The organism is Streptomyces sp. NPDC003023 (assembly GCF_042888225.1).
In the GTDB taxonomy this organism is placed as follows: domain Bacteria; phylum Actinomycetota; class Actinomycetes; order Streptomycetales; family Streptomycetaceae; genus Streptomyces.
This window is the reverse complement of record NZ_JBIAPL010000003.1, coordinates 478049-500864: the sequence shown is the minus strand read 5'-3', so window position 1 is coordinate 500864 and position 22816 is coordinate 478049. Positions and strand designations below refer to the sequence as shown.

The window sequence follows — 22816 nt, the reverse complement described above, 5'->3', positions numbered from 1 at the left end:
ATGAGCACCATTGACATTCTGTCGCCCGCAGGCGACAAGTCCGGGACCGTAGAGCTCCCGGCCGAGATCTTCGACGCCAAGGTCAGCATCCCGCTGATCCACCAGGTCGTCGTCGCGCAGCTGGCCGCTGCCCGTCAGGGCACGCACAAGGTCAAGCGTCGTGGCGAGGTCCGCGGTGGTGGCAAGAAGCCTTACCGCCAGAAGGGCACCGGCCGCGCCCGTCAGGGTTCGACCCGTGCGCCTCAGTTCGCCGGCGGTGGCGTCGTTCACGGCCCCACCCCGCGTGACTACTCGCAGCGGACCCCGAAGAAGATGAAGGCCGCCGCCCTGCGCGGTGCCCTCACCGACCGGGCCCGCAACTCCCGTATCCACGTCGTCACCGGCGTGGTCGAGGGCGAGGTCTCCACCAAGGCCGCGAAGACCCTGCTGGGCAGGATCAGCGAGCGCAAGCACGTGCTCCTGGTCGTCGAGCGGGCCGACGAGGCCGCGTGGCTCTCCGCCCGCAACCTGCCCCAGGTGCACCTCCTGGAGCCGGGCCAGCTGAACACGTACGACGTGCTCGTCTCGGACGACGTGGTCTTCACCCAGGCCGCCTTCGAGTCCTTCGTGTCCGGCCCCAAGGCCGCCAACGACACCGAAGGGAGCGAGGCCTGATGTCCGAGGCCACGATCACCAGCAAGACCTTCACGGACCCGCGCGACATTCTCGTCAAGCCGGTTGTGTCCGAGAAGAGCTACGCCCTGCTGGACGAGAACAAGTACACGTTCATCGTCGCGCCCGGCTCGAACAAGACCCAGATCAAGCAGGCCGTCGAGGCGGTCTTCTCGGTCAAGGTCACCGGGGTCAACACGATCAACCGTCAGGGCAAGCGCAAGCGCACCCGCACCGGTTTCGGCAAGCGCGCCAACACCAAGCGCGCCATCGTGACCCTTGCCGAGGGCGACCGTATCGACATCTTCGGCGGTCCGACCGCCTGACGGCGGTCGTGATCGTCCAGATTTCGGAATAGTTTCCGAGGACTGAGAGACAATGGGTATCCGCAAGTACAAGCCGACGACTCCGGGCCGTCGTGGCTCCAGCGTCGCCGACTTCGTCGAGATCACGCGGTCCACGCCGGAGAAGTCGCTGGTCCGCCCTCTCCACAGCAAGGGTGGCCGTAACAACACCGGTCGTGTGACCGTCCGTCACCAGGGCGGTGGCCACAAGCGCGCCTACCGCGTGATCGACTTCCGTCGTCACGACAAGGACGGCGTGCCGGCCAAGGTCGCTCACATCGAGTACGACCCGAACCGCACCGCGCGCATCGCGCTCCTGCACTACGCAGACGGCGAGAAGCGCTACATCATCGCCCCCCGCGGCCTGAGCCAGGGCGACCGGGTCGAGAACGGCCCTGGCGCCGACATCAAGCCCGGCAACAACCTGGCGCTGCGCAACATCCCGGTCGGTACGACCATCCACGCCATCGAGCTGCGGCCCGGCGGCGGTGCGAAGTTCGCCCGTTCCGCGGGTGCCTCCGTGCAGCTGCTGGCGAAGGAGGGCCAGATGGCCCACCTGCGTATGCCGTCCGGCGAGATCCGCCTGGTCGACGTCCGCTGCCGCGCCACCATCGGCGAGGTCGGCAACGCCGAGCAGTCGAACATCAACTGGGGCAAGGCCGGCCGTCTGCGCTGGAAGGGCGTTCGCCCGACCGTCCGCGGTGTCGCGATGAACCCGGTTGACCACCCGCACGGTGGTGGTGAGGGCAAGACCTCCGGTGGTCGCCACCCGGTCTCCCCGTGGGGTCAGAAGGAGGGTCGTACTCGTTCGCCGAAGAAGGCTTCGAACAAGTACATCGTCCGCCGCCGCAAGACGAACAAGAAGCGCTAGGAGCGGGTTTAGATGCCGCGCAGTCTCAAGAAGGGGCCCTTCGTCGACGACCACCTGATCAAGAAGGTGGACGTACAGAACGAAGCCGGCACCAAGAACGTCATCAAGACCTGGTCCCGTCGCTCGATGATCGTCCCGGCCATGCTGGGCCACACGATCGCGGTGCACAACGGCAAGATCCACGTCCCGGTGTTCGTCACCGAGTCGATGGTCGGCCACAAGCTCGGTGAGTTCTCGCCGACTCGCACCTTCCGCGGCCACGTCAAGGACGACCGGAAGTCGAAGCGCCGCTAACGCGGGGTGGAACGACTATGACTTACACCGAAGGGACAACCATGGAAGCCAGGGCCCAGGCGCGGTACATCCGCGTCACGCCCATGAAGGCCCGCCGCGTGGTGGACCTCATCCGTGGCATGGATGCCACGGAGGCTCAGGCGGTCCTGCGTTTCGCCCCGCAGGCCGCGAGCGTGCCGGTCGGCAAGGTGCTGGACAGCGCCATTGCCAACGCCGCACACAACTACGACCACACCGACGCCTCTTCGCTGGTCATCAGCGAGGCGTACGTGGATGAGGGCCCGACCCTGAAGCGGTTCCGTCCGCGTGCTCAGGGCCGTGCCTACCGGATCCGTAAGCGGACCAGCCACATCACCGTGGTCGTCAGCAGCAAGGAAGGAACCCGGTAATGGGCCAGAAGGTAAACCCGCACGGGTTCCGGCTCGGTATCACCACGGACTTCAAGTCCCGTTGGTACGCCGACAAGCTGTACAAGGACTACGTCAAGGAAGACGTCGCCATTCGTCGCATGATGACGAAGGGCATGGAGCGTGCCGGTATCTCGAAGGTTGAGATCGAGCGCACCCGCGACCGCGTCCGCGTTGACATCCACACCGCCCGCCCGGGCATCGTCATCGGCCGCCGTGGCGCCGAGGCCGACCGCATCCGTGGCGAGCTGGAGAAGCTGACCGGCAAGCAGGTCCAGCTGAACATCCTCGAGGTCAAGAACCCCGAGGTCGACGCTCAGCTGGTGGCCCAGGCCGTCGCCGAGCAGCTCTCCTCCCGCGTCTCCTTCCGTCGTGCCATGCGCAAGAGCATGCAGAGCTCGATGAAGGCCGGCGCCAAGGGCATCAAGATCCAGTGCGGCGGCCGTCTCGGCGGCGCCGAGATGTCCCGCTCGGAGTTCTACCGCGAGGGCCGTGTGCCCCTGCACACGCTCCGCGCGAACGTCGACTACGGCTTCTTCGAGGCCAAGACGACCTTCGGCCGTATCGGTGTGAAGGTCTGGATCTACAAGGGCGACGTCAAGAACATCGCCGAGGTCCGCGCCGAGAACGCCGCCGCCCGCGCCGGCAACCGTCCGGCCCGTGGCGGTGCTGACCGCCCGGCCGGCCGCGGTGGCCGTGGTGGCGAGCGTGGTGGCGGTCGCGGCCGCAAGCCGCAGCAGTCCGCGCCGGCAGCCGAGGCCCCCAAGGCCGACGCTCCCGCCGCCGCTGCTCCGGCTGAGAGCACCGGAACGGAGGCCTGACCGAAATGCTGATCCCCCGTAGGGTCAAGCACCGCAAGCAGCACCACCCCAAGCGCCGCGGTATGGCCAAGGGTGGTACGACGGTTGCGTTCGGCGAGTACGGCATCCAGGCCATGACTCCGGCGTACGTGACCAACCGCCAGATCGAGGCGGCTCGTATCGCGATGACCCGCCACATCAAGCGTGGCGGCAAGGTCTGGATCAACATCTACCCGGACCGCCCGCTGACCAAGAAGCCGGCCGAGACCCGCATGGGTTCCGGTAAGGGTTCGCCGGAGTGGTGGGTCGCGAACGTCCACCCGGGCCGGGTCATGTTCGAGCTGTCCTACCCGAACGAGAAGATCGCACGTGAGGCTCTGACTCGCGCGGCTCACAAGCTGCCGATGAAGTGCCGGATCGTCAAGCGCGAGGCAGGTGAAGCGTGATGTCGGCCGGTACCAAGGCGTCCGAGCTGCGCGAACTGGGCGACGAGGAGCTTGTTGCCAAGCTCCGCGAGGCCAAGGAAGAGCTGTTCAACCTCCGCTTCCAGGCGGCGACCGGTCAGCTCGAGAACCACGGCCGGCTGAAGGCCGTCCGCAAGGACATCGCGCGGATCTACACCCTGATGCGTGAGCGCGAGCTGGGCATCGAGACGGTGGAGAGCGCCTGATGAGCGAGAGCAACGTGACTGAGAACAAGGAAGCCCGCGGATTCCGCAAGACCCGTGAGGGTCTGGTCGTCAGCGACAAGATGGACAAGACCGTCGTCGTCGCCGTCGAGGACCGTGTGAAGCACGCGCTGTACGGCAAGGTCATCCGCCGTACGGAGAAGCTCAAGGCGCACGACGAGCAGAACGCCGCGGGCATCGGCGACCGTGTCCTCCTCATGGAGACCCGGCCGCTGTCCGCGACGAAGCGCTGGCGCGTCGTCGAGATCCTCGAGAAGGCCAAGTAATCGCTTGAAGGGGTAACCCTTCGAGTTCGTTCCGCCAGGCTCGGTGGGGGACTCGCCTCGCAGGAGGAGAGCCCCCGCCGGGAACCGGCAGACAATCAGGAGATAGACGTGATCCAGCAGGAGTCGCGACTGCGCGTCGCCGACAACACTGGTGCCAAGGAGATCCTTTGCATCCGTGTTCTCGGTGGCTCGGGTCGCCGCTACGCGGGCATCGGTGACGTCATCGTCGCCACCGTCAAGGACGCGATCCCCGGTGGCAACGTGAAGAAGGGTGACGTCGTCAAGGCCGTCATCGTTCGCACCGTCAAGGAGCGTCGTCGTCAGGACGGCTCGTACATCCGCTTCGACGAGAACGCCGCTGTCATTCTCAAGAACGACGGCGACCCTCGCGGCACCCGTATCTTCGGCCCCGTGGGCCGTGAGCTGCGCGAGAAGAAGTTCATGAAGATCATCTCGCTCGCGCCGGAGGTGCTGTAAGCATGAAGATCAAGAAGGGCGACCTGGTTCAGGTCATCACCGGCAAGGACAAGGGCAAGCAGGGCAAGGTCCTCGCGGCCTTCCCCCGCGAGGACCGCGTCCTGGTCGAGGGTGTCAACCGGGTCAAGAAGCACACCAAGGCCGGCCAGACCGCTCGTGGTTCGCAGACCGGTGGCATCGTCACGACCGAGGCCCCCATTCACGTGAGCAATGTTCAGCTCGTCGTGGAGAAGGACGGCAAGAAGGTCGTGACCCGCGTCGGTTTCCGCTTCGACGACGAGGGCAACAAGATCCGCGTTGCCAAGCGGACGGGTGAGGACATCTGATGGCTACCACCACCACTCCGCGTCTGAAGACGAAGTACCGCGAGGAGATCGCGGGCAAGCTGCGTGAGGAGTTCTCCTACGAGAACGTCATGCAGGTTCCCGGCCTCGTCAAGATCGTGGTCAACATGGGTGTGGGCGACGCCGCCCGCGACTCCAAGCTGATCGACGGCGCGATTCGCGACCTCACCACGATCACCGGTCAGAAGCCGGCCGTCACCAAGGCCCGTAAGTCCATCGCGCAGTTCAAGCTGCGTGAGGGCCAGCCGATCGGTGCCCACGTCACGCTCCGTGGCGACCGCATGTGGGAGTTCCTGGACCGCACCCTGTCGCTCGCGCTTCCGCGCATCCGCGACTTCCGTGGTCTGTCCCCCAAGCAGTTCGACGGCCGTGGCAACTACACCTTCGGTCTCACGGAGCAGGTCATGTTCCACGAGATCGACCAGGACAAGATCGACCGCGTCCGGGGTATGGACATCACCGTGGTCACCACGGCGACCAACGACGACGAGGGCCGTGCCCTTCTGCGTCACCTCGGCTTCCCGTTCAAGGAGGCGTAAGCGAGATGGCGAAGAAGGCTCTCATTGCCAAGGCTGCTCGTAAGCCCAAGTTCGGTGTGCGCGCGTACACCCGCTGCCAGCGCTGCGGCCGTCCGCACTCCGTGTACCGCAAGTTCGGCCTCTGCCGCGTGTGCCTTCGTGAGATGGCTCACCGTGGCGAGCTGCCGGGCGTGACCAAGAGCTCCTGGTAGTCCCCTCAATCGGGACAACCGGAGTCTCTCGGTAAGTAAAGGGTCTGCAGAGGCCCCTCTCCGCATGCCGTAGGCTTGTGGGGTTGGGCCTCTGCGCCCTACCGACTTACTACGCCGTAGGTCCCCGCGCCGCACCCGTCCCGCCCCTGTGTGGGGAGAGGGATGGCGCATACAGGAAACCCCGGCGAGAGAGGCCGAAGGCCAATTCATGACCATGACTGATCCGATCGCAGACATGCTCACGCGTCTGCGTAACGCGAACTCGGCATACCACGACTCCGTGACGATGCCGCACAGCAAGATCAAGTCTCACATCGCGGAGATCCTCCAGCAGGAGGGCTTCATCACCGGCTGGAAGGTCGAGGACGCCGAGGTCGGCAAGAACCTCGTCCTCGAGCTCAAGTTCGGTCCGAACCGTGAGCGCTCCATCGCGGGCATCAAGCGGATCTCGAAGCCGGGCCTGCGGGTCTACGCGAAGTCCACCAACCTGCCGAAGGTCCTCGGCGGCCTGGGCGTGGCGATCATCTCCACGTCCCACGGTCTCCTGACCGGTCAGCAGGCAGGCAAGAAGGGCGTAGGTGGGGAAGTCCTCGCCTACGTCTGGTAGTCGGGAACGGAGGAATAGCTAATGTCGCGTATTGGCAAGCTGCCTATCCAGGTTCCCGCCGGTGTGGACGTCACCATCGACGGCCGCACGGTCATCGTGAAGGGTTCCAAGGGCACCCTCACGCACACCGTCGCCGCGCCGATCGAGATTGTTAAGGGCGAGGAGGGCGTGCTCAACGTCACCCGTCCCAACGACGAGCGTCAGAACAAGGCCCTTCACGGCCTGTCCCGCACGCTGGTGGCGAACATGATCACCGGTGTGACCCAGGGATACACGAAGGCGCTCGAGATCAGCGGTGTCGGTTACCGCGTCGCCGCGAAGGGCTCCAACCTGGAGTTCCAGCTCGGTTACAGCCACCCGATCCTGGTGGAGGCGCCCGAGGGCATCTCCTTCAAGGTCGAGTCGCCGACCAAGTTCTCGGTCGAGGGCATCGACAAGCAGAAGGTCGGCGAGGTCGCCGCGAACATCCGTAAGCTGCGCAAGCCCGACCCGTACAAGGCCAAGGGCGTGAAGTACGCGGGCGAGGTTATCCGCCGCAAGGTCGGAAAGGCGGGTAAGTAAGCCATGGCATACGGTGTGAAGATCGCCAAGGGTGACGCGTACAAGCGCGCCGCCATCAAGCGCCGCCACATCCGCGTCCGCAAGCACGTCTCCGGTACGCCGGAGCGTCCGCGCCTGGTCGTGACGCGTTCCAACCGCCACATCGTGGCCCAGGTCATCGACGACATCGCGGGCCACACGCTCGCTTCGGCGTCGACCCTGGACACCTCGATCCGTGGTGGCGAGGGCGACAAGAGCGCCCAGGCCCAGCAGGTCGGTTCCCTGGTCGCCGAGCGCGCCAAGGCCGCCGGCGTCGAGGCCGTCGTGTTCGACCGTGGTGGCAACAGGTACGCCGGGCGCATTGCCGCTCTGGCTGACGCCGCCCGCGAGGCCGGGCTGAAGTTCTGAGCCCCGGTTCCGGGACTAACGGACGTAACAGAGAGAGGTAAATCCAATGGCTGGACCCCAGCGCCGCGGAAGCGGTGCCGGTGGCGGCGAGCGGCGGGACCGGAAGGGTCGCGACGGTGGCGCAGCTGCCGCCGAGAAGACCGCGTACGTTGAGCGCGTTGTCGCGATCAACCGCGTCGCCAAGGTTGTCAAGGGTGGTCGTCGCTTCAGCTTCACCGCGCTCGTCGTGGTGGGTGACGGTGACGGCACCGTAGGCGTCGGTTACGGCAAGGCCAAGGAGGTGCCGGCCGCCATCGCCAAGGGTGTTGAGGAGGCCAAGAAGCACTTCTTCAAGGTCCCCCGTATCCAGGGCACCATCCCTCACCCGATCCAGGGTGAGAAGGCTGCCGGCGTCGTTCTGCTCAAGCCCGCCGCCCCCGGTACCGGTGTTATCGCCGGTGGCCCGGTGCGTGCCGTGCTCGAGTGCGCGGGCGTGCACGACATCCTGTCGAAGTCGCTCGGCTCGGACAACGCGATCAACATCGTGCACGCGACCGTGGCGGCCCTCAAGGGCCTGCAGCGTCCCGAGGAGATCGCGGCTCGCCGTGGTCTGCCCCTCGAGGACGTCGCCCCCGCGGCTCTGCTCCGTGCGCGTGCGGGAGCGGGTGCGTAATGGCCCGCCTCAAGATCACGCAGACGAAGTCGTACATCGGCAGCAAGCAGAACCACCGTGACACCCTGCGTTCGCTCGGGCTCAAGCGCCTGAACGACGTGGTCGTCAAGGAGGACCGCCCCGAGTTCCGCGGAATGGTTCACACCGTCCGCCACCTCGTGACGGTCGAGGAGGTCGACTGACATGGCGGAGAACAACCCGCTGAAGGTCCACAACCTCCGTCCCGCCCCGGGCGCCAAGACCGCCAAGACCCGTGTTGGTCGTGGTGAGGCGTCGAAGGGTAAGACGGCTGGTCGTGGTACCAAGGGCACCAAGGCTCGTTACCAGGTTCCGGAGCGCTTCGAGGGTGGGCAGATGCCCCTCCACATGCGTCTCCCGAAGCTCAAGGGCTTCAAGAACCCGTTCCGCACCGAGTACCAGGTCGTGAACCTGGACAAGCTCGCGGCCCTGTACCCGCAGGGTGGCGAGGTCACCGTTGCCGACCTGGTCGACAAGGGTGCCGTGCGCAAGAACAGCCTCGTCAAGGTCCTGGGCCAGGGCGAGATCTCCGTGGCGCTGCAGGTGACGGTCGACTCCGTCTCCGGCTCCGCCAAGGAGAAGATTGCCGCCGCCGGCGGCACCGTCACCGAGCTCGTCTGAGACGACTTGATGGCTTGAACATCCAACCGGGGATGCCTCTCATATGGGGCATCCCCGGTTGGTCGTTCCTTGGCGGGCACGGTCGCCGGTAAGGTGTCGTGCGTTGTTAACTTCAGCCCGGTGTGCCTACTGGCGTGCCGTGCGGATTTTGCCTGATACGTATTCGTCGATCCTCAATACCGTCACCTCTGACGCAGTAGCGCGGGGGTCGCAGGAGGCACCGTGCTCACCGCGTTCGCCCGGGCGTTCAAGACGCCCGACCTGCGCAAGAAGCTGCTCTTCACACTGGGCATCATCGTTCTGTACCGGCTCGGGTCCCACATCCCGGTTCCCGGTGTCAGTTACCAGAACGTCCAGATCTGTGTCGACGCGGCCACGAAGGGCAATAACAGCCTGTTCGGGCTGGTGAACATGTTCAGCGGCGGAGCGCTGCTGCAGATCACCATCTTCGCGCTCGGCATCATGCCGTACATCACGGCGAGCATCATCCTGCAGCTGCTCACCGTGGTCATTCCGCGGTTGGAGGCCCTCAAGAAGGAGGGTCAGTCCGGTACCGCGAAGATCACCCAGTACACGCGTTACCTGACCGTCGCGCTCGCCGTACTGCAGGGCACCGGCCTGGTCGCCACCGCCCGGAGCGGCGCGCTCTTCGCGAGCTGCCCGGTCGGCAACGAGATCGTCCCGGACCGTTCCATCTTCACCACCATCGTGATGGTGGTCACCATGACCGCCGGTACGGCCGCCGTCATGTGGCTCGGTGAGCTCATCACCGACCGCGGCATCGGCAACGGCATGTCGATCCTGATGTTCATCTCGATCGCCGCCGGCTTCCCGGGTGCCCTGTGGGCCATCAAGGAGAGCGGCAAGCTCGCGCAGGGCTGGATCGAGTTCGGCACGGTCATCCTGATCGGCTTCGTGATGGTGGCGCTCGTCGTCTTCGTCGAGCAGGCCCAGCGGCGGATCCCCGTGCAGTACGCGAAGCGCATGATCGGCCGCAGGTCCTACGGCGGTACGTCCACTTACATCCCGCTCAAGGTGAACCAGGCGGGTGTGATTCCCGTCATCTTCGCCTCGTCGCTGCTCTACATCCCGGCGCTCGTCGCGCAGTTCTCGAACTCGCAGTCCGGCTGGAAAACCTGGATCGAAGCCCACTTCGTCAAGGGTGACCACCCCTACTACATCGTCACGTACTTCCTCCTGATCGTGTTCTTCGCCTTCTTCTATGTGGCGATCTCGTTCAACCCCGAGGAAGTCGCGGACAACATGAAGAAGTATGGTGGCTTCATCCCGGGTATCCGGGCAGGTCGACCGACTGCCGAGTATCTGAGCTACGTGCTCAACAGGATCACTTGGCCGGGCTCGCTGTACCTGGGTCTGATTGCTCTTGTCCCGACGATGGCGTTGGCAGGCTTCGGAGGCGCGAACCAGAACTTCCCGTTCGGCGGGACGAGCATCCTCATCATCGTGGGTGTGGGTCTGGAGACCGTGAAGCAGATCGAGAGCCAGCTCCAGCAGCGTAATTACGAAGGGTTCCTCCGCTGATGCGAATCGTCCTCGTCGGACCGCCCGGTGCCGGGAAGGGAACGCAGGCCGCGTACCTTGCCAAGAACCTGTCGATCCCGCACATCTCCACGGGCGACCTCTTCCGCGCCAACATCTCTCAGGGCACCGAGCTGGGCAAGCAGGCCAAGGCGTACATGGACGCCGGCAACCTGGTCCCGGACGAGGTGACCATCGGGATGGCCAAGGACCGGATGTCGCAGCAGGACGCCGTCGCCGGTTTCCTGCTGGACGGCTTCCCGCGCAACGTGGGCCAGGCCGAGGCGCTCGACGAGATGCTCAAGGGCGAGGGTGTCCAACTGGACGCCGTTCTCGACCTGGAGGTCCCCGAGGACGAGGTGGTCAAGCGGATCGCCGGCCGTCGCGTCTGCCGCAACAACAGCGCGCACGTCTTCCACGTGACGTACTCCCCGGCGAAGTCCGAGGGCGTCTGCGACGAGTGCGGCGGTGAGCTGTACCAGCGTGACGACGACTCCGAGGAGACCGTCCGCAAGCGGCTCGAGGTCTACCACACGCAGACCGAGCCGATCATCGACTACTACCGGGCCCAGGGCCTCGTGGTCACCATCTCCGCGCTGGGCAAGGTCACCGACGTGACCGCCCGTGCGATGGAGGCGCTCAAGGTGGACAAGGCCGCACAGGCCTGAGTACCTGCCCCCGCAGGAGTCCGACAGTCACGGCCGCGGTGTCCTTGGGACGCCGCGGCCGTATTGTTGACAAGCCCCGAGAAGAACCCTCGTCAAGAAAGGCGCCCGCCGTAATGGTGCAGATCAAGACCCCCGAGCAGATCGCGAAGATGCGCGAGGCGGGACTGGTCGTCGCCGCCATCCACGCGGCGACGCGCGAGGTCGCGGTGCCCGGCGCCACGACGAAGGACCTCGACGAGGTCGCCCGCAAGGTGATCGCCGACCACGGTGCGAAGTCGAACTTCCTCGGCTACGGCGGTTTCCCCGCCACCATCTGCACCTCGGTCAACGAGGTCGTCGTCCACGGCATCCCCGACGACAAGACCGTCCTCAAGGACGGCGACATCATCTCCATCGACTGCGGCGCGATCATCGACGGCTGGCACGGAGATGCCGCCTACACGGCCTTCGTGGGCACTGGCCACGCTCCGGAGCTGATCGAGCTCTCCAGGGTGACGGAGGAGTCGATGTGGGCCGGCATCGCCGCGATGAAGAGCGGCAACCGGCTCGTCGACGTCTCCCGTGCCATCGAGACGTACATCCGCCGCCAGCCGCGTCCCGCGACCGGTAAGTACGGGATCATCGAGGACTACGGCGGCCACGGCATCGGCACCGAGATGCACATGGACCCGCACCTGCTGAACTACGTGTCGCGCAAGCGCGGCCGCGGTCCCAAGCTGGTGCCCGGCTTCTGCCTGGCCATCGAGCCGATGGTCTCGCTCGGTACGCCGCACACGGAGGTCCTCTCCGACGACTGGACCGTCATCACCACCGACGGCACCTGGTCGTCCCACTGGGAGCACTCCGTCGCGCTGACGGAGGACGGACCGCTGGTGCTGACCGCCCCCGACGGCGGCAGGGCCAAGCTGGCGGAGCTCGGTGTGACGGCGGCGCCCGACCCTTCCGCTCGGCCCTGACGGCCGGCGGGAGACCCCTGTTGCTCAACGATCTACGTGGACGGGCAGACTTGGCGGATTCGTCTTTTGGATGCCCCTGACGTAGACTGATGCGTCGGCTCTCGTGTATCCGTGTGTCCGCACACGGTTGCGGGAGTCGATCAAGGTAGCCGATTCGAAAGGCGAAGCGTGGCCAAGAAGCAAGGTGCCATCGAAATCGAGGGCACCGTGATCGAGTCCCTCCCGAACGCCATGTTCAAGGTGGAGCTCCAGAACGGTCACAAGGTCCTCGCGCACATCTCCGGCAAGATGCGGATGCACTACATCCGAATCCTTCCGGACGACCGGGTCGTGGTGGAGCTCTCTCCGTACGACCTGACGCGTGGCCGGATCGTCTACCGGTACAAGTAGATCTTGTCGCACCCCCTGTGCGGGGTGCTGACACTGACCCGGAGAACCTCACATCCCATGAAGGTCAAGCCGAGCGTCAAGAAGATCTGCGACAAGTGCAAGGTGATCCGCCGTCACGGCCGGGTCATGGTCATCTGCGACAACCTGCGCCACAAGCAGCGCCAGGGCTGACGCACGACCACCTGCATTCGCAGTTCGCGCGACGCAAGTAATCACGTACATACGCAGAGCCCGCCTGACCACGGTCGGCGACACCCCCGGTGGAGGCCGGGGACCTGGTCCGTACCTCCCTCTCTTGTCCAAGGGGCGGCGGCCACGGAACGGCTCTGCGGAAGACCTCCGAATACATCAGGAGCCATGAATGGCACGCCTTGAAGGCGTTGACCTCCCGCGCGACAAGCGCATCGAGGTCGCCCTCACCTACGTTTTCGGCATCGGCCGCACCCGGTCCCAGGAGACCCTCGCCGCCACCGGTGTCGACCCGAACACCCGCGTTCGTGACCTCGCCGAAGAGGACCTGGTCAAGATCCGCGAGTACGTGGACGTCAACTTCCAGACCGAAGGTGACCTCCGCCGCGACATCCAGGCCAACATCCGCCGCAAGGTCGAGATCGGCTGCTACCAGGGTCTGCGTCACCGCCGCGGCCTGCCGGTCCACGGCCAGCGCACGAGCACGAACGCGCGTACCCGCAAGGGCCCGCGTCGCGCCATCGCCGGTAAGAAGAAGCCGGGCAAGAAGTAGTCCACAGCGGACGACTGTCCACGGTCTTCGCTGTAGGACCGACCACCTCCCGTAGGAGTTATAGATGCCCCCCAAGGGTCGTCAGGGCGCTGCCAAGAAGGTGCGCCGCAAGGAAAAGAAGAACGTCGCTCACGGCCACGCGCACATCAAGAGCACGTTCAACAACACGATCGTGTCCATCACGGACCCGACCGGCAACGTGATCTCCTGGGCCTCCGCCGGCCACGTCGGCTTCAAGGGCTCGCGCAAGTCCACCCCCTTCGCCGCGCAGATGGCCGCCGAGTCGGCCGCCCGCCGCGCGCAGGAGCACGGCATGCGCAAGGTCGACGTCTTCGTCAAGGGTCCCGGCTCCGGCCGTGAGACCGCGATCCGCTCCCTCCAGGCCACCGGCCTCGAGGTCGGCTCGATCCAGGACGTCACCCCCACGCCGCACAACGGCTGCCGTCCGCCGAAGCGCCGCCGCGTCTGACGCACGGCGCGGATCGGCTCCCTGCTGGGGGTCCGGGGGTTACTCCCCGGGTGTCGCAGTACGGCTGCCGTCCGCCCAAGCGGAGGCGCGTCTGACCTCAGGTGCGTGACGCATCTGGGTCGACGTAGGGATTTCGGGCGGTACATCCCATGTGGGACGTACCGCCCGTACCCTGTATCAGAGGACGTCAAATAGCGGGCGTCCACGACTGAAGGAAACACACCATGCTTATCGCTCAGCGCCCCTCGCTGACCGAAGAGGTTGTTGACGAGTACCGCTCGCGGTTCGTCATCGAGCCCCTGGAGCCGGGATTCGGCTACACGCTCGGCAACTCCCTCCGCCGTACGCTCCTCTCCTCGATCCCGGGTGCGGCTGTCACGTCCATCCGCATCGACGGAGTCCTGCACGAGTTCACCACCGTGCCGGGCGTCAAGGAGGACGTCACCGACCTCATCCTGAACATCAAGCAGCTGGTCGTCTCCTCGGAGCACGACGAGCCGGTCGTGATGTACCTGCGCAAGCAGGGCCCCGGCCTGGTCACCGCTGCTGACATCGCCCCGCCGGCCGGTGTCGAGGTGCACAACCCCGACCTGGTGCTCGCCACGCTCAACGGCAAGGGCAAGCTGGAGATGGAGCTGACCGTCGAGCGCGGTCGCGGCTACGTCTCCGCCGTGCAGAACAAGCAGGTGGGCCAGGAGATCGGCCGTATCCCGGTCGACTCCATCTACTCGCCGGTCCTCAAGGTCACCTACAAGGTCGAGGCGACCCGAGTCGAGCAGCGCACCGACTTCGACAAGCTGATCGTCGACGTCGAGACCAAGCAGGCCATGCGCCCGCGTGACGCCATGGCGTCCGCCGGTAAGACCCTGGTCGAGCTGTTCGGTCTGGCCCGCGAGCTCAACATCGACGCCGAGGGCATCGACATGGGCCCGTCCCCGACGGACGCCGCCCTCGCCGCCGACCTGGCGCTGCCGATCGAGGAGCTCGAGCTCACCGTTCGTTCGTACAACTGCCTCAAGCGTGAGGGCATCCACTCCGTGGGTGAGCTCGTGGCACGCTCCGAGGCCGACCTGCTCGACATCCGCAACTTCGGTGCGAAGTCGATCGACGAGGTCAAGGCGAAGCTGGCCGGCATGGGCCTGGCCCTCAAGGACAGCCCGCCCGGATTCGACCCGACCGCCGCCGCCGACGCCTTCGGCGCCGACGACGACGCGGACGCGGGCTTCGTCGAGACCGAGCAGTACTGAGTCTGTGCCGGGCCCCCGGGCCCGGCCCCCACTTCCGGCGGGCGTCCGCCCGCCGGTAACTGACACCGGTACCTGATACGGCCGGTGCAGATCACTAGGAGAAACCCATGCCGCGTCCCACCAAGGGAGCCCGTTTCGGTGGCAGCGCCGCTCACGAGAAGCTTCTTCTCGCGAACCTGGCGAAGTCGCTGTTCGAGCACGGCCGCATCACCACGACCGAGGCCAAGGCCCGCCGCCTGCGTCCGGTCGCCGAGCGCCTGATCACCAAGGCCAAGAAGGGCGACATCCACAACCGTCGTCTGGTGCTGCAGACGATCACGGACAAGGGCATCGTGCACACGCTCTTCACCGAGATCGCCCCGCGTTACGCGGAGCGTCCGGGTGGCTACACCCGCATCACCAAGATCGGCAACCGTCGTGGCGACAACGCCCCGATGGCTGTGATCGAGCTCGTCGAAGGCGAGATCGCGAAGAAGGCGACCGTCGCCGAGGCCGAGGCCGCCACCAAGCGTGCGGTCAAGGAGTCCGACGAGGCCAAGGCCGCCGAGGACACCAAGGCCGACGAGGCTGCCGAGGCTCCGGCCGAGGAGTCGAAGGACGCCTGAACCGCGTTCTGAAGGCTGATGGGCGGGCCCGTATCCCCTCGGGGATGCGGGCCCGCTCTGCTTGAGAGGATGGATCGCGTGAGCGACGAGGTGGAGCCCGGTTTCGTACGGGTGCGGCTGGACCTTTCGTACGACGGCAGGGACTTCTCCGGCTGGGCCAAGCAGGCCCGCGGGCAGCGGACCGTGCAGGGCGACATCGAGGACGCGCTGCGCACGGTGACGCGCTCTCGGACGACGTACGAGCTGACGGTCGCCGGCCGTACGGACGCCGGGGTGCACGCGCGTGGGCAGGTGGCGCACGTGGACCTGCCGGTGGAGCTGTGGGCCGAGCACCGGGAGAAGCTGCTCAAGCGGCTGGCCGGGCGACTGTCGCGCGATGTCCGCATCTGGAGCATTGCTGAGGCGCCGCCCGGGTTCAACGCCCGTTTCTCCGCGATCTGGCGCCGGTACGCGTACCGGGTGACCGACGCTCCCGGTGGTGTCGATCCCCTGCTTCGGGGCCATGTCCTGTGGCACGACTGGCCGTTGGACGTCGAGGCCATGAACACCGCCGCCGCCGGTCTCGTGGGCGAACACGACTTCGCCGCGTACTGCAAGAAGCGCGAGGGCGCCACCACCATCCGTACCCTGCAGCAGCTGTCCTGGGAGCGGGACGCGTCCGGGGTCGTCACGGCGACCGTGAAGGCCGACGCCTTCTGCCACAACATGGTGCGTTCGCTGGTCGGCGCGCTGCTGTTCGTGGGCGACGGGCACCGGCCCGTGGAGTGGCCGGCGAAGGTGCTGGCGGCCGGCGTGCGCGACTCGGCCGTCCATGTCGTACGACCGCACGGGCTCACGCTGGAGGAAGTCGGCTACCCGGCCGACGAGTTGCTGGCCGCCCGCAACAAGGAGGCCCGCAACAGGCGTTCGCTGCCCTCCGCCGCCCCGGCCTTGCCGCTACTGGGCGGGTGCGGTGGCTGCGGCTGACGCCTGGGCCTCGCCGCGGCGCACGATCTGACGGAACGTGAACTCGCCCAGGTCGTCGCCCGTCCGGAAGGCCTTGGTGTCGTCCTTGGTGACGGACTTGGCCGAGGTGTAGCCGGTCGTCGTGAAGTAGGCGTAGCGGCCGTAGGAGTTGAAGGTGGTGCGGCAGACCGGGCCGCCCTTGCAGAACGCGGGCACGCCCGCGCCCGGCAGCGGGACCACACTGCCCGACGCCTTCGACACCACCTGCTTCGCCTTCGCCTCGTTCTCGAAGGTGGCGACGGCGACCGTGACGGCGATGCCGTCCTTGCTGTAGGTGGCCCGGAAGACCTGCTCGCAGCCGTTGGTCCGCAGAACGCCGGCGAGGGCGCCCTTGACGGCGGACCCGCAGTCGCCGGTGCGGGCCAGCTCCCCCTTGCTGTAGACGCGGTCACCCATCGTCAGCTTCTTGCCGGGGAACAGCGTCTCCGCGCTCAGCGGGAGCGTGTCCTTCTTCCGGTCCGAGACGAAGTCCTTCGGGTTCGGCGGCGGCAGCGGGACCACGGAGGAGAAGGACGGCTCCGGCTCCGTGGTGTTCTGCGGCAGGTTCGGCGGCGCGGGGAGCTGACTGCTGTTCTTGTCGGAGCCGCTGTTCCCGCCGTCGCCGTTGGACGAGACGATCGCGGTGGCGACGGCGCCGGCCACCAGCGCCGTGGCGAGTGCGCCGCCGCCGACCATCAGCCAGCGCCTGCGGCGGGTACGGGTGGCGGAGGCATCGGCGAGCGCGGCCCAGTCGGGCGTGCCGGCGTCACTCCCCGACCTGTCGCCGAACGGGTCGAAGGAGTCCTGGCCGAACGGCGCCCGCCCCTGTCCGTACTGGTCCTGGCCGTACTGGTTCTGTCCGTACTGGCCCTGGTTGTACGGGTTCTGGTCCTGTCCGCCGGAACCCCACTGAGGTCCCCCCTGCCCAAAGCTCATGCCGCGCATCCTAAACCGGTTGGGCACAGGCGGTCTCGGCGGTCAGAATCAGCCCCATGGGACATGTAGAGGCCGCGCATCTCGAGTACTACCTGCCGGACGGGCGCCCGCTGCTGGCGGACGCATCCTTCCGGGTCGGCGAGGGCGCGGTCGCGGCGCTGGTGGGGGCCAACGGCGCCGGCAAGACCACGTTGCTGCGGCTGATCGCGGGGGAGCTCCAGCCGCACGGCGGGTCGGTGACCGTCAGCGGCGGGCTCGGGGTGATGCGGCAGTTCGTCGGCTCCGTCCGGGACGAGCGCACCGTTCGGGATCTGCTGGTGTCGGTGGCGCAGCCGCGGATCAGGGAGGCGGCGGCCGCGGTCGACGCCGCGGAGCACGCGATCCTGACAGGGGGCACCTCCCGCGCCGGAACGGCTGCGGGGGCGGATGACGAGTCCGCGCAGATGCGGTACGCGCAGGCGCTGAGCGACTGGGCCGAGGCACGCGGGTACGAGGCGGAGAACGTCTGGGACATGTGCACCACGGCGGCGCTGGGTGTGCCGTACGAGAAGGCCCAGTGGCGCGAGGTGCGGACGCTGTCGGGAGGAGAGCAGAAGCGGCTCGTACTCGAGGCGCTGCTGCGCGGCCCCGACGAGGTGCTGCTGCTCGACGAGCCGGACAACTACCTGGACGTGCCGGGGAAGCGGTGGCTGGAGGACCGGTTGAAGGAGACCCGTAAGACGGTCCTCTTCGTCTCCCACGACCGGGAACTGCTGGCCAGGGCGGCGGAGCGGATCGTGGCCGTGGAGCCGGGGCCCGCGGGTTCCGACGTGTGGGTGCACGGAGGGGGTTTCGCCACCTTCCACGAGGCACGGCGGGAGCGTTTCGCGCGTTTCGAGGAGCTCAAGCGTCGCTGGGACGAGGAGCACGCCCGGCTGAAGGCGCTGGTCCTGCGGCTGCGGCAGCAGGCGGCGAACAGCCCCGACATGGCGTCGCGGTACCGGGCGATGCAGACGCGCTTCAAGAAGTTCGAGGACGCCGGGCCGCCGCCGGAGCCGCCGCGCGAGCAGGACATCAGGATGCGGCTGAGGGGCGGGCGGACCGGAGTGCGGGCGCTGACCTGCACCGGGCTGGAGCTCACCGGCCTGATGAAGCCGTTCTCCCTGGAGGTCTTCTACGGGGAGCGGGTGGCGGTCCTCGGCTCCAACGGCTCGGGCAAGTCGCACTTCCTGCGACTGCTGGCGGGGGACGAGGTGGCGCACTCGGGGCAGTGGAAACTCGGCGCGCGGGTGGTGCCCGGCCACTTCGCCCAGACCCACGCCCATCCCGAGCTGCTGGGCCGCACTCTGGTCGACATCCTGTGGACGGAGCACGCGAAGGACCGGGGCGGGGCGATGTCGGTCCTGCGGCGGTACGAGCTGGAGCGCCAGGGGGACCAGCCGTTCGAGAAGCTGTCGGGCGGACAGCAGGCACGTTTCCAGATCCTGCTGCTGGAGCTGGCGGGGACCACCGCGCTGCTGCTGGACGAGCCGACGGACAACCTGGACCTGGAGTCGGCGCAGGCGCTGCAGGAGGCCCTGGAGGCGTACGACGGCACGGTGCTGGCCGTGACGCACGACCGATGGTTCGCCCGCTCCTTCGACCGGTACCTCGTCTTCGGCTCGGACGGGGTGGTCCGGGAGACTCCGGGGCCGGTGTGGGACGAGCGCAGGGTGGAGCGGGCGCGGTAGAAGCGGTGCGAGGGCGACGGTGACGGTGCCCGGCGAGGCAGGGGCGGTGCGGGGCGGCGATCGGCCCCGCGCGGCGGCTCCGGCGCTGCCCGGCAGGGCGGGGCGCGGTGCCCGGGCGCGAGGGCCGGCGGCAGGCACCGAACCCCTGTTTTGACCCGCCAGGGGGCACACGGGTATTCTGCTGGTTCGTTATGCGTATTGGCTTGCTCTATCTCACGTGAGGGGCCCTTACGCCGGTCCACCGGGCCGATGACCAGCGGCAGGCATTCGGGTTGCGTCCCCGCGTGCCGCCATGGCTGTCGTGATCGTCCGGGTGGCCTTGTCAGGACCACACTCACTGAAGAAGCGAAGGCTACGACCGTGCGTACGTACAGCCCCAAGCCCGGCGATGTCACGCGCCAGTGGCACATCATCGACGCGCAGGACATCGTCCTGGGCCGTCTGGCGACTACGGCAGCGAACCTCCTCCGGGGCAAGCACAAGCCGACCTATGCCCCGCACATGGACATGGGTGACTTCGTCATCATCATCAACGCCGAGAAGGTTCACCTCTCCGGCAACAAGAAGACTCAGAAGATGGCGTACCGCCACTCCGGTTACCCGGGCGGTCTGCGTTCCGTGCGCTACGACGAGCTTCTTGCCAAGAGCCCCGAGAAGGCCGTCGAGAAGGCCATCAAGGGCATGATCCCCAAGAACACCCTGGGCCGTCAGATGCTCTCGAAGCTGAAGGTCTACGCGGGCGAGAACCACCCGCACGCTGCCCAGCAGCCGGTCCCGTTCGAGATCACCCAGGTCGCGCAGTAATTCCGGCCACCCCCTAAGACGAAAAGAAATCTGAGGAGAATCGTGGCCGAGACCACTGCAGAGACCCCCGTCGAGGGCGAAGAGACCTACGCGGAGGTCACCACCTTCGAGTCGGACGCCCCGCTCGAGGGTGAGTACACCTCCGAGTCCGTGGCGTCCCGCTTCGGCGACCCGCAGCCGGCGGCCGGCCTGGGCCGTCGCAAGAACGCCATCGCCCGCGTCCGGATCGTTCCGGGCACCGGCAAGTGGAAGATCAACGGTCGCACCCTCGAGGACTACTTCCCGAACAAGGTGCACCAGCAGGAAGTCAACGAGCCCTTCAAGGTGCTCGAGCTCGACAACCGCTACGACGTCATCGCCCGGATCTCCGGTGGCGGCGTCTCCGGCCAGGCCGGCGCCCTGCGCCTCGGTGTGGCCCGCGCGCTGAACGAGGCCGACGTGGACAACAACCGCGGCGCCCTCAAGAAGGCCGGCTTCCTCTCCCGCGACGACCGTGCGGTCGAGCGCAAGAAGGCCGGTCTCAAGAAGGCCCGTAAGGCCCCGCAGTACAGCAAGCGCTAAATCGCACGCTGGCCTGCAGACAACCTGTACGGCTTTTCGTTCGCCCCGGCGGCACTCCGTGCTGCCGGGGCGTTCGTCTATCGACTGCCTCGGGCGTACAACGGTTCGAGCATTCAGCATTCTCGGAGGACAACAGTGGGACGACTCTTCGGTACGGACGGTGTACGCGGCATCGCCAACGCGGACCTGACGGCGGAGCTCGCGCTCGGTCTGTCGGTCGCGGCGGCACACGTGCTCGCGGAAGCGGGTACGTTCGCGGGCCATCGCCCGATCGCGGTGGTCGGTCGTGACCCCCGCGCATCCGGAGAGTTCCTGGAAGCCGCCGTCGTGGCCGGCCTGGCGAGCGCCGGCGTCGACGTGCTGCGCGTCGGCGTGTTGCCGACCCCCGCTGTGGCGTACCTCACCGGTTCGCTCGGCGCGGACCTCGGTGTCATGCTCTCGGCGAGCCACAACGCCATGCCGGACAACGGCATCAAGTTCTTCGCCCGCGGCGGCCACAAGCTGGCCGACGAGCTCGAGGACCGTATCGAGCAGGTCTACGAGCAGCACCGGACCGGCGAGCCGTGGGAGCGGCCGACGGGCGCCGGCGTCGGCCGGGTGACCGACTACGACGAGGGCTTCGACAAGTACGTCGCCCACCTCATCGCCGTACTGCCGAACCGTCTCGACGGCCTGAAGGTCGTCCTCGACGAGGCGCACGGCGCCGCCTCCCGCGTCTCGCCGGAGGCGTTCGCGCGGGCCGGGGCCGAGGTCGTCACGATCGGCGCGGAGCCGGACGGCCTCAACATCAACGACGGCTGCGGCTCGACCCACCTGGACATGCTGAAGGCCGCTGTCGTCGAACACGGCGCCGCCCTCGGCATCGCGCACGACGGCGACGCGGACCGCTGCCTCGCCGTGGACGCGCAGGGCAACGAGATCGACGGCGACCAGATCCTCGCCGTGCTGGCGCTCGCCATGCGCGAGGCGGGAACCCTGCGCGGCAACACCGTCGTCGCCACGGTCATGTCCAACCTGGGCTTCAAGCTGGCCATGGAGCGCGAGGGCGTCGAGCTGGTGCAGACGGCGGTCGGCGACCGCTACGTCCTCGAAGCCATGAAGGAGCACGGTTTCGGGCTCGGCGGCGAGCAGTCCGGCCATGTGATCGTGCTCGACCACGCCACGACCGGCGACGGCACGCTGACCGGCCTGATGCTGGCCGCGCGGGTCACCGCGACCGGCCGGTCGCTGGCCGAGCTGGCCGGTGTGATGGAGCGCCTGCCGCAGGTCCTCATCAACGTGCCGGACGTGGACAAGTCCCGGGTGCGGACGTCGGCGGAGCTGTCGCACGCGGTCGGCGAGGCCGAGCGCGAGCTGGGCGCGACCGGCCGTGTGCTGCTGCGGCCCTCGGGCACGGAGCCGCTGGTGCGGGTCATGGTCGAGGCCGCCGACCTCGAGCAGGCGCGCAGCGTCGCGGGACGGCTGGCCGACGTGGTGAAGTCCGCGCTGGGCTGAGTGTGATCCGGTACGGGGCGCCCGACCGGGTGCCCCGTACCCCGGGCCCTACGCGGAGAGCTCCCGGGTGCGCCGGCTCTGCCGCCTCCAGAACCACTTCTGGACCAGCAGCGTCAGCGTCCCCGCCAGGACGATGCCCAGCAGGTTGAGCAGCAGCTGCTCCGTCGAGCCCCACGCCTGCCGGTACGAGCCGTAGCCGAGGGCGACCGCGGCGTTCGCGGCCGCCGGGACGGTCGTCACCGAGATCGCGACGCCGACCAGCGCGCCCGACTTCGCCGACGTCAGCGACAGCATGCCCGCCGCGCCGGCGAGCAGGGCGACGATGAACGAGAACCGGTCCGGGTTGTAGACGAAGGCCGTGTTCGGCCGGTCGGCCTGCAGCAGCGACTCCTTGAACAGCCCGGCGGCGTCCATGAAGAGGCTGAAGCCGACCGTCACCACCATCGCCACGGCGAACCCCGCGACCAGGGCCACCAGCGACCTCAGCGCCAGGCGCGGGGCCCGCCGCACGGCCGCCGTGCAGAATCCCGCCAGCGGGCCGAATTCCGGGCCGACCGCCATCGCGCCCACGATCAGGATCGCGTTGTCCAGCACCACGCCGCAGGCCGCGAGCATGGTCGCCAGGGTCAGGAAGGCGAGATAGCTGACGCTGAGCGTGGACTCCTCGTGCGTCGCGTCCGACAACTGCTCCCACAGCACCGCGTCCGAGCCCGCGCCCGGTGCGTCCTTCTCGGCCTTGTCCGCCCGGTGCGACAGCGACAGGTCGATGTTCTCCACGGTGATCGCACCGCACTCGTCGATGCCGAGTCCGCGCAGTTCGGCGAGCAGCTCGTCGCCCGCCTCGCGCGCCACGTCGCACGTCACCACGTCGCCCCGCGGATCACGGGCCGCGCCCACGACGACCGTGAGGTGCGTCGTGCCGACCGTCTTCTCGAGCAGACCGACCACGTCCGCGGTGCGGTCGGCCGGGGTGATCAACCGCAGATGCAGCACG

The 22816-nt window shown here is 67.5% G+C and carries 35 protein-coding genes; 33 read left to right on the top strand and 2 right to left on the bottom strand.

The genetic code is table 11. From position 1 onward, the window contains the following. The 29 genes from rplD to truA all read left to right on the top strand — a co-directional run bounded on the left by rplD (position 1) and on the right by truA (position 16300). Positions 1-654, top strand: coding sequence for a 50S ribosomal protein L4 (rplD, locus tag ACFYV1_RS14105; RefSeq protein WP_389395717.1), 654 nt, complete (start codon positions 1-3; stop codon positions 652-654). Then, the gene (gene rplW, locus ACFYV1_RS14100; protein WP_100108604.1) at positions 654-977 is read left to right on the top strand and encodes a 50S ribosomal protein L23; all 324 of its coding nucleotides are present in this window, start codon (positions 654-656) and stop codon (positions 975-977) included. The genes rplD and rplW overlap by 1 nt, the downstream gene beginning before the upstream one ends. A gap of 52 nt (positions 978-1029) precedes the next feature. Beyond that, entirely contained in the window at positions 1030-1866 is an 837-nt protein-coding gene (gene rplB, locus ACFYV1_RS14095; RefSeq protein ID WP_389395716.1) for a 50S ribosomal protein L2, read from the top strand. Positions 1867-1878: 12 nt separating this feature from the next. Next, positions 1879-2160 (top strand): 30S ribosomal protein S19, encoded by a 282-nt coding sequence (gene rpsS, locus ACFYV1_RS14090; protein WP_030351437.1) that lies wholly within the window; start codon positions 1879-1881, stop codon positions 2158-2160. Positions 2161-2201: 41 nt separating this feature from the next. After that, on the top strand, positions 2202-2549 hold the full coding sequence (gene rplV, locus ACFYV1_RS14085) for a 50S ribosomal protein L22 (RefSeq protein WP_004571827.1): 348 nt from the start codon (positions 2202-2204) through the stop codon (positions 2547-2549). Next, on the top strand, positions 2549-3388 hold the full coding sequence (gene rpsC, locus ACFYV1_RS14080; RefSeq protein ID WP_389395715.1) for a 30S ribosomal protein S3: 840 nt from the start codon (positions 2549-2551) through the stop codon (positions 3386-3388). The genes rplV and rpsC overlap by 1 nt, the downstream gene beginning before the upstream one ends. Before the next feature lie 5 nt (positions 3389-3393). Continuing rightward, complete coding sequence (gene rplP, locus ACFYV1_RS14075; RefSeq protein ID WP_005313579.1) at positions 3394-3813, top strand: 50S ribosomal protein L16; 420 nt, start codon at positions 3394-3396, stop codon at positions 3811-3813. Next, a complete protein-coding gene (rpmC, locus tag ACFYV1_RS14070; protein ID WP_389395714.1) occupies positions 3813-4037 on the top strand; it encodes a 50S ribosomal protein L29 in 225 nt (74 codons plus the stop codon). The genes rplP and rpmC overlap by 1 nt, the downstream gene beginning before the upstream one ends. Beyond that, positions 4037-4321 (top strand): 30S ribosomal protein S17, encoded by a 285-nt coding sequence (rpsQ, locus tag ACFYV1_RS14065; RefSeq protein WP_389395713.1) that lies wholly within the window; start codon positions 4037-4039, stop codon positions 4319-4321. The genes rpmC and rpsQ overlap by 1 nt, the downstream gene beginning before the upstream one ends. 108 nt (positions 4322-4429) lie before the next feature. After that, positions 4430-4798 (top strand): 50S ribosomal protein L14, encoded by a 369-nt coding sequence (gene rplN, locus ACFYV1_RS14060; protein WP_003956455.1) that lies wholly within the window; start codon positions 4430-4432, stop codon positions 4796-4798. 2 nt (positions 4799-4800) lie between these two features. Beyond that, positions 4801-5124 (top strand): 50S ribosomal protein L24, encoded by a 324-nt coding sequence (gene rplX / locus ACFYV1_RS14055; RefSeq protein WP_389395712.1) that lies wholly within the window; start codon positions 4801-4803, stop codon positions 5122-5124. Next, positions 5124-5681, top strand: a complete 558-nt coding sequence (gene rplE, locus ACFYV1_RS14050) for a 50S ribosomal protein L5 (RefSeq protein WP_018847497.1) — start codon at positions 5124-5126, stop codon at positions 5679-5681. The genes rplX and rplE overlap by 1 nt, the downstream gene beginning before the upstream one ends. 5 nt (positions 5682-5686) lie before the next feature. Next, positions 5687-5872 carry a type Z 30S ribosomal protein S14 gene (locus ACFYV1_RS14045; protein ID WP_003956452.1) on the top strand — a complete coding sequence of 62 codons (186 nt, stop codon included), beginning with the start codon at positions 5687-5689 and terminating at the stop codon, positions 5870-5872. Between the two features lie 208 nt (positions 5873-6080). Further along, positions 6081-6479 carry a 30S ribosomal protein S8 gene (rpsH, locus tag ACFYV1_RS14040; protein WP_015035585.1) on the top strand — a complete coding sequence of 133 codons (399 nt, stop codon included), beginning with the start codon at positions 6081-6083 and terminating at the stop codon, positions 6477-6479. A gap of 21 nt (positions 6480-6500) precedes the next feature. Beyond that, positions 6501-7040 (top strand): 50S ribosomal protein L6, encoded by a 540-nt coding sequence (gene rplF, locus ACFYV1_RS14035; RefSeq protein WP_389395711.1) that lies wholly within the window; start codon positions 6501-6503, stop codon positions 7038-7040. A 3-nt stretch (positions 7041-7043) separates the two neighbouring features. Then, complete coding sequence (gene rplR / locus ACFYV1_RS14030; protein WP_389395710.1) at positions 7044-7427, top strand: 50S ribosomal protein L18; 384 nt, start codon at positions 7044-7046, stop codon at positions 7425-7427. A gap of 46 nt (positions 7428-7473) precedes the next feature. Beyond that, positions 7474-8079 (top strand): 30S ribosomal protein S5, encoded by a 606-nt coding sequence (gene rpsE / locus ACFYV1_RS14025; RefSeq protein ID WP_018847493.1) that lies wholly within the window; start codon positions 7474-7476, stop codon positions 8077-8079. Then, positions 8079-8261 carry a 50S ribosomal protein L30 gene (gene rpmD, locus ACFYV1_RS14020; protein ID WP_005313525.1) on the top strand — a complete coding sequence of 61 codons (183 nt, stop codon included), beginning with the start codon at positions 8079-8081 and terminating at the stop codon, positions 8259-8261. The genes rpsE and rpmD overlap by 1 nt, the downstream gene beginning before the upstream one ends. Position 8262: 1 nt before the next feature. After that, positions 8263-8718, top strand: coding sequence for a 50S ribosomal protein L15 (gene rplO, locus ACFYV1_RS14015; RefSeq protein WP_389395709.1), 456 nt, complete (start codon positions 8263-8265; stop codon positions 8716-8718). Between the two features lie 222 nt (positions 8719-8940). Next, positions 8941-10260: a preprotein translocase subunit SecY gene (gene secY, locus ACFYV1_RS14010; protein WP_389395708.1), complete on the top strand. Its 1320-nt coding sequence runs from the start codon at positions 8941-8943 to the stop codon at positions 10258-10260. Continuing rightward, positions 10260-10925 carry an adenylate kinase gene (locus tag ACFYV1_RS14005; protein ID WP_389395707.1) on the top strand — a complete coding sequence of 222 codons (666 nt, stop codon included), beginning with the start codon at positions 10260-10262 and terminating at the stop codon, positions 10923-10925. Before secY ends, ACFYV1_RS14005 begins: the two co-directional genes overlap by 1 nt. 113 nt (positions 10926-11038) lie before the next feature. Beyond that, complete coding sequence (map, locus tag ACFYV1_RS14000) at positions 11039-11881, top strand: type I methionyl aminopeptidase (RefSeq protein ID WP_389395706.1); 843 nt, start codon at positions 11039-11041, stop codon at positions 11879-11881. 168 nt (positions 11882-12049) lie between these two features. Further along, entirely contained in the window at positions 12050-12271 is a 222-nt protein-coding gene (gene infA / locus ACFYV1_RS13995) for a translation initiation factor IF-1 (RefSeq protein ID WP_003956442.1), read from the top strand. A gap of 57 nt (positions 12272-12328) precedes the next feature. After that, the gene (gene rpmJ / locus ACFYV1_RS13990) at positions 12329-12442 is read left to right on the top strand and encodes a 50S ribosomal protein L36 (protein ID WP_003956441.1); all 114 of its coding nucleotides are present in this window, start codon (positions 12329-12331) and stop codon (positions 12440-12442) included. A 190-nt stretch (positions 12443-12632) separates the two neighbouring features. Beyond that, positions 12633-13013 carry a 30S ribosomal protein S13 gene (gene rpsM, locus ACFYV1_RS13985; RefSeq protein WP_018847488.1) on the top strand — a complete coding sequence of 127 codons (381 nt, stop codon included), beginning with the start codon at positions 12633-12635 and terminating at the stop codon, positions 13011-13013. Positions 13014-13077: 64 nt separating this feature from the next. Continuing rightward, complete coding sequence (rpsK, locus tag ACFYV1_RS13980; protein WP_003948617.1) at positions 13078-13482, top strand: 30S ribosomal protein S11; 405 nt, start codon at positions 13078-13080, stop codon at positions 13480-13482. A gap of 224 nt (positions 13483-13706) precedes the next feature. Beyond that, entirely contained in the window at positions 13707-14729 is a 1023-nt protein-coding gene (locus tag ACFYV1_RS13975) for a DNA-directed RNA polymerase subunit alpha (protein ID WP_003956430.1), read from the top strand. Positions 14730-14836: 107 nt separating this feature from the next. Continuing rightward, complete coding sequence (gene rplQ, locus ACFYV1_RS13970; RefSeq protein ID WP_389395705.1) at positions 14837-15334, top strand: 50S ribosomal protein L17; 498 nt, start codon at positions 14837-14839, stop codon at positions 15332-15334. Between the two features lie 78 nt (positions 15335-15412). Next, positions 15413-16300, top strand: coding sequence for a tRNA pseudouridine(38-40) synthase TruA (gene truA / locus ACFYV1_RS13965; protein ID WP_389395704.1), 888 nt, complete (start codon positions 15413-15415; stop codon positions 16298-16300). Here the strand turns inward: truA and ACFYV1_RS13960 are convergent. After that, complete coding sequence (locus ACFYV1_RS13960; RefSeq protein WP_389395703.1) at positions 16271-17254, bottom strand: hypothetical protein; 984 nt, start codon at positions 17252-17254, stop codon at positions 16271-16273. The genes truA and ACFYV1_RS13960 overlap by 30 nt on opposite strands. Positions 17255-17310: 56 nt before the next feature. Between ACFYV1_RS13960 and ACFYV1_RS13955 the strand changes: the two genes are divergently transcribed. The 4 genes from ACFYV1_RS13955 (at position 17311) to glmM (ending at position 21822) form a co-directional block, all read left to right on the top strand. Next, positions 17311-18963 carry an ABC-F family ATP-binding cassette domain-containing protein gene (locus tag ACFYV1_RS13955; RefSeq protein ID WP_389395702.1) on the top strand — a complete coding sequence of 551 codons (1653 nt, stop codon included), beginning with the start codon at positions 17311-17313 and terminating at the stop codon, positions 18961-18963. A 360-nt stretch (positions 18964-19323) separates the two neighbouring features. Continuing rightward, positions 19324-19767 carry a 50S ribosomal protein L13 gene (gene rplM / locus ACFYV1_RS13950; protein ID WP_389395701.1) on the top strand — a complete coding sequence of 148 codons (444 nt, stop codon included), beginning with the start codon at positions 19324-19326 and terminating at the stop codon, positions 19765-19767. A gap of 42 nt (positions 19768-19809) precedes the next feature. Next, positions 19810-20328: a 30S ribosomal protein S9 gene (gene rpsI / locus ACFYV1_RS13945; protein WP_389395700.1), complete on the top strand. Its 519-nt coding sequence runs from the start codon at positions 19810-19812 to the stop codon at positions 20326-20328. Between the two features lie 135 nt (positions 20329-20463). Beyond that, positions 20464-21822: a phosphoglucosamine mutase gene (glmM, locus tag ACFYV1_RS13940; RefSeq protein ID WP_389395699.1), complete on the top strand. Its 1359-nt coding sequence runs from the start codon at positions 20464-20466 to the stop codon at positions 21820-21822. A 48-nt stretch (positions 21823-21870) separates the two neighbouring features. On the opposite strand, the gene ACFYV1_RS13935 is transcribed toward glmM, so the two are convergent. Then, positions 21871-22815 (bottom strand): DUF389 domain-containing protein, encoded by a 945-nt coding sequence (locus ACFYV1_RS13935; RefSeq protein WP_389395698.1) that lies wholly within the window; start codon positions 22813-22815, stop codon positions 21871-21873. Between the last annotated feature and the right edge of the window lies 1 nt (position 22816).

Bases quoted from the DNA above. Each gene is read 5' to 3' on its own strand.
- rpsH (WP_015035585.1), top strand. From the start codon at position 6,081: ATGACCATGACTGATCCGATCGCAGACATGCTCACGCGTCTGCGTAAC.
- rplR (WP_389395710.1), top strand. From the start codon at position 7,044: ATGGCATACGGTGTGAAGATCGCCAAGGGTGACGCGTACAAGCGCGCC.
- rpsK (WP_003948617.1), top strand. From the start codon at position 13,078: ATGCCCCCCAAGGGTCGTCAGGGCGCTGCCAAGAAGGTGCGCCGCAAG.
- rpsQ (WP_389395713.1), top strand. From the start codon at position 4,037: ATGAGCGAGAGCAACGTGACTGAGAACAAGGAAGCCCGCGGATTCCGC.
- rpsS (WP_030351437.1), top strand. From the start codon at position 1,879: ATGCCGCGCAGTCTCAAGAAGGGGCCCTTCGTCGACGACCACCTGATC.
- rplP (WP_005313579.1), top strand. From the start codon at position 3,394: ATGCTGATCCCCCGTAGGGTCAAGCACCGCAAGCAGCACCACCCCAAG.
- rplO (WP_389395709.1), top strand. From the start codon at position 8,263: ATGGCGGAGAACAACCCGCTGAAGGTCCACAACCTCCGTCCCGCCCCG.
- map (WP_389395706.1), top strand. From the start codon at position 11,039: ATGGTGCAGATCAAGACCCCCGAGCAGATCGCGAAGATGCGCGAGGCG.
- rplX (WP_389395712.1), top strand. From the start codon at position 4,801: ATGAAGATCAAGAAGGGCGACCTGGTTCAGGTCATCACCGGCAAGGAC.
- rplB (WP_389395716.1), top strand. From the start codon at position 1,030: ATGGGTATCCGCAAGTACAAGCCGACGACTCCGGGCCGTCGTGGCTCC.
- ACFYV1_RS14045 (WP_003956452.1), top strand. From the start codon at position 5,687: ATGGCGAAGAAGGCTCTCATTGCCAAGGCTGCTCGTAAGCCCAAGTTC.
- ACFYV1_RS13960 (WP_389395703.1), bottom strand. From the start codon at position 17,254: ATGAGCTTTGGGCAGGGGGGACCTCAGTGGGGTTCCGGCGGACAGGAC.
- rplE (WP_018847497.1), top strand. From the start codon at position 5,124: ATGGCTACCACCACCACTCCGCGTCTGAAGACGAAGTACCGCGAGGAG.
- ACFYV1_RS14005 (WP_389395707.1), top strand. From the start codon at position 10,260: ATGCGAATCGTCCTCGTCGGACCGCCCGGTGCCGGGAAGGGAACGCAG.
- rplQ (WP_389395705.1), top strand. From the start codon at position 14,837: ATGCCGCGTCCCACCAAGGGAGCCCGTTTCGGTGGCAGCGCCGCTCAC.
- rplF (WP_389395711.1), top strand. From the start codon at position 6,501: ATGTCGCGTATTGGCAAGCTGCCTATCCAGGTTCCCGCCGGTGTGGAC.
- rpsE (WP_018847493.1), top strand. From the start codon at position 7,474: ATGGCTGGACCCCAGCGCCGCGGAAGCGGTGCCGGTGGCGGCGAGCGG.
- rpmJ (WP_003956441.1), top strand. From the start codon at position 12,329: ATGAAGGTCAAGCCGAGCGTCAAGAAGATCTGCGACAAGTGCAAGGTG.
- rpsM (WP_018847488.1), top strand. From the start codon at position 12,633: ATGGCACGCCTTGAAGGCGTTGACCTCCCGCGCGACAAGCGCATCGAG.
- rpmC (WP_389395714.1), top strand. From the start codon at position 3,813: ATGTCGGCCGGTACCAAGGCGTCCGAGCTGCGCGAACTGGGCGACGAG.
- rpmD (WP_005313525.1), top strand. From the start codon at position 8,079: ATGGCCCGCCTCAAGATCACGCAGACGAAGTCGTACATCGGCAGCAAG.
- ACFYV1_RS13955 (WP_389395702.1), top strand. From the start codon at position 17,311: ATGGGACATGTAGAGGCCGCGCATCTCGAGTACTACCTGCCGGACGGG.
- ACFYV1_RS13975 (WP_003956430.1), top strand. From the start codon at position 13,707: ATGCTTATCGCTCAGCGCCCCTCGCTGACCGAAGAGGTTGTTGACGAG.
- rplW (WP_100108604.1), top strand. From the start codon at position 654: ATGTCCGAGGCCACGATCACCAGCAAGACCTTCACGGACCCGCGCGAC.
- rplV (WP_004571827.1), top strand. From the start codon at position 2,202: ATGGAAGCCAGGGCCCAGGCGCGGTACATCCGCGTCACGCCCATGAAG.
- rpsC (WP_389395715.1), top strand. From the start codon at position 2,549: ATGGGCCAGAAGGTAAACCCGCACGGGTTCCGGCTCGGTATCACCACG.
- rplD (WP_389395717.1), top strand. From the start codon at position 1: ATGAGCACCATTGACATTCTGTCGCCCGCAGGCGACAAGTCCGGGACC.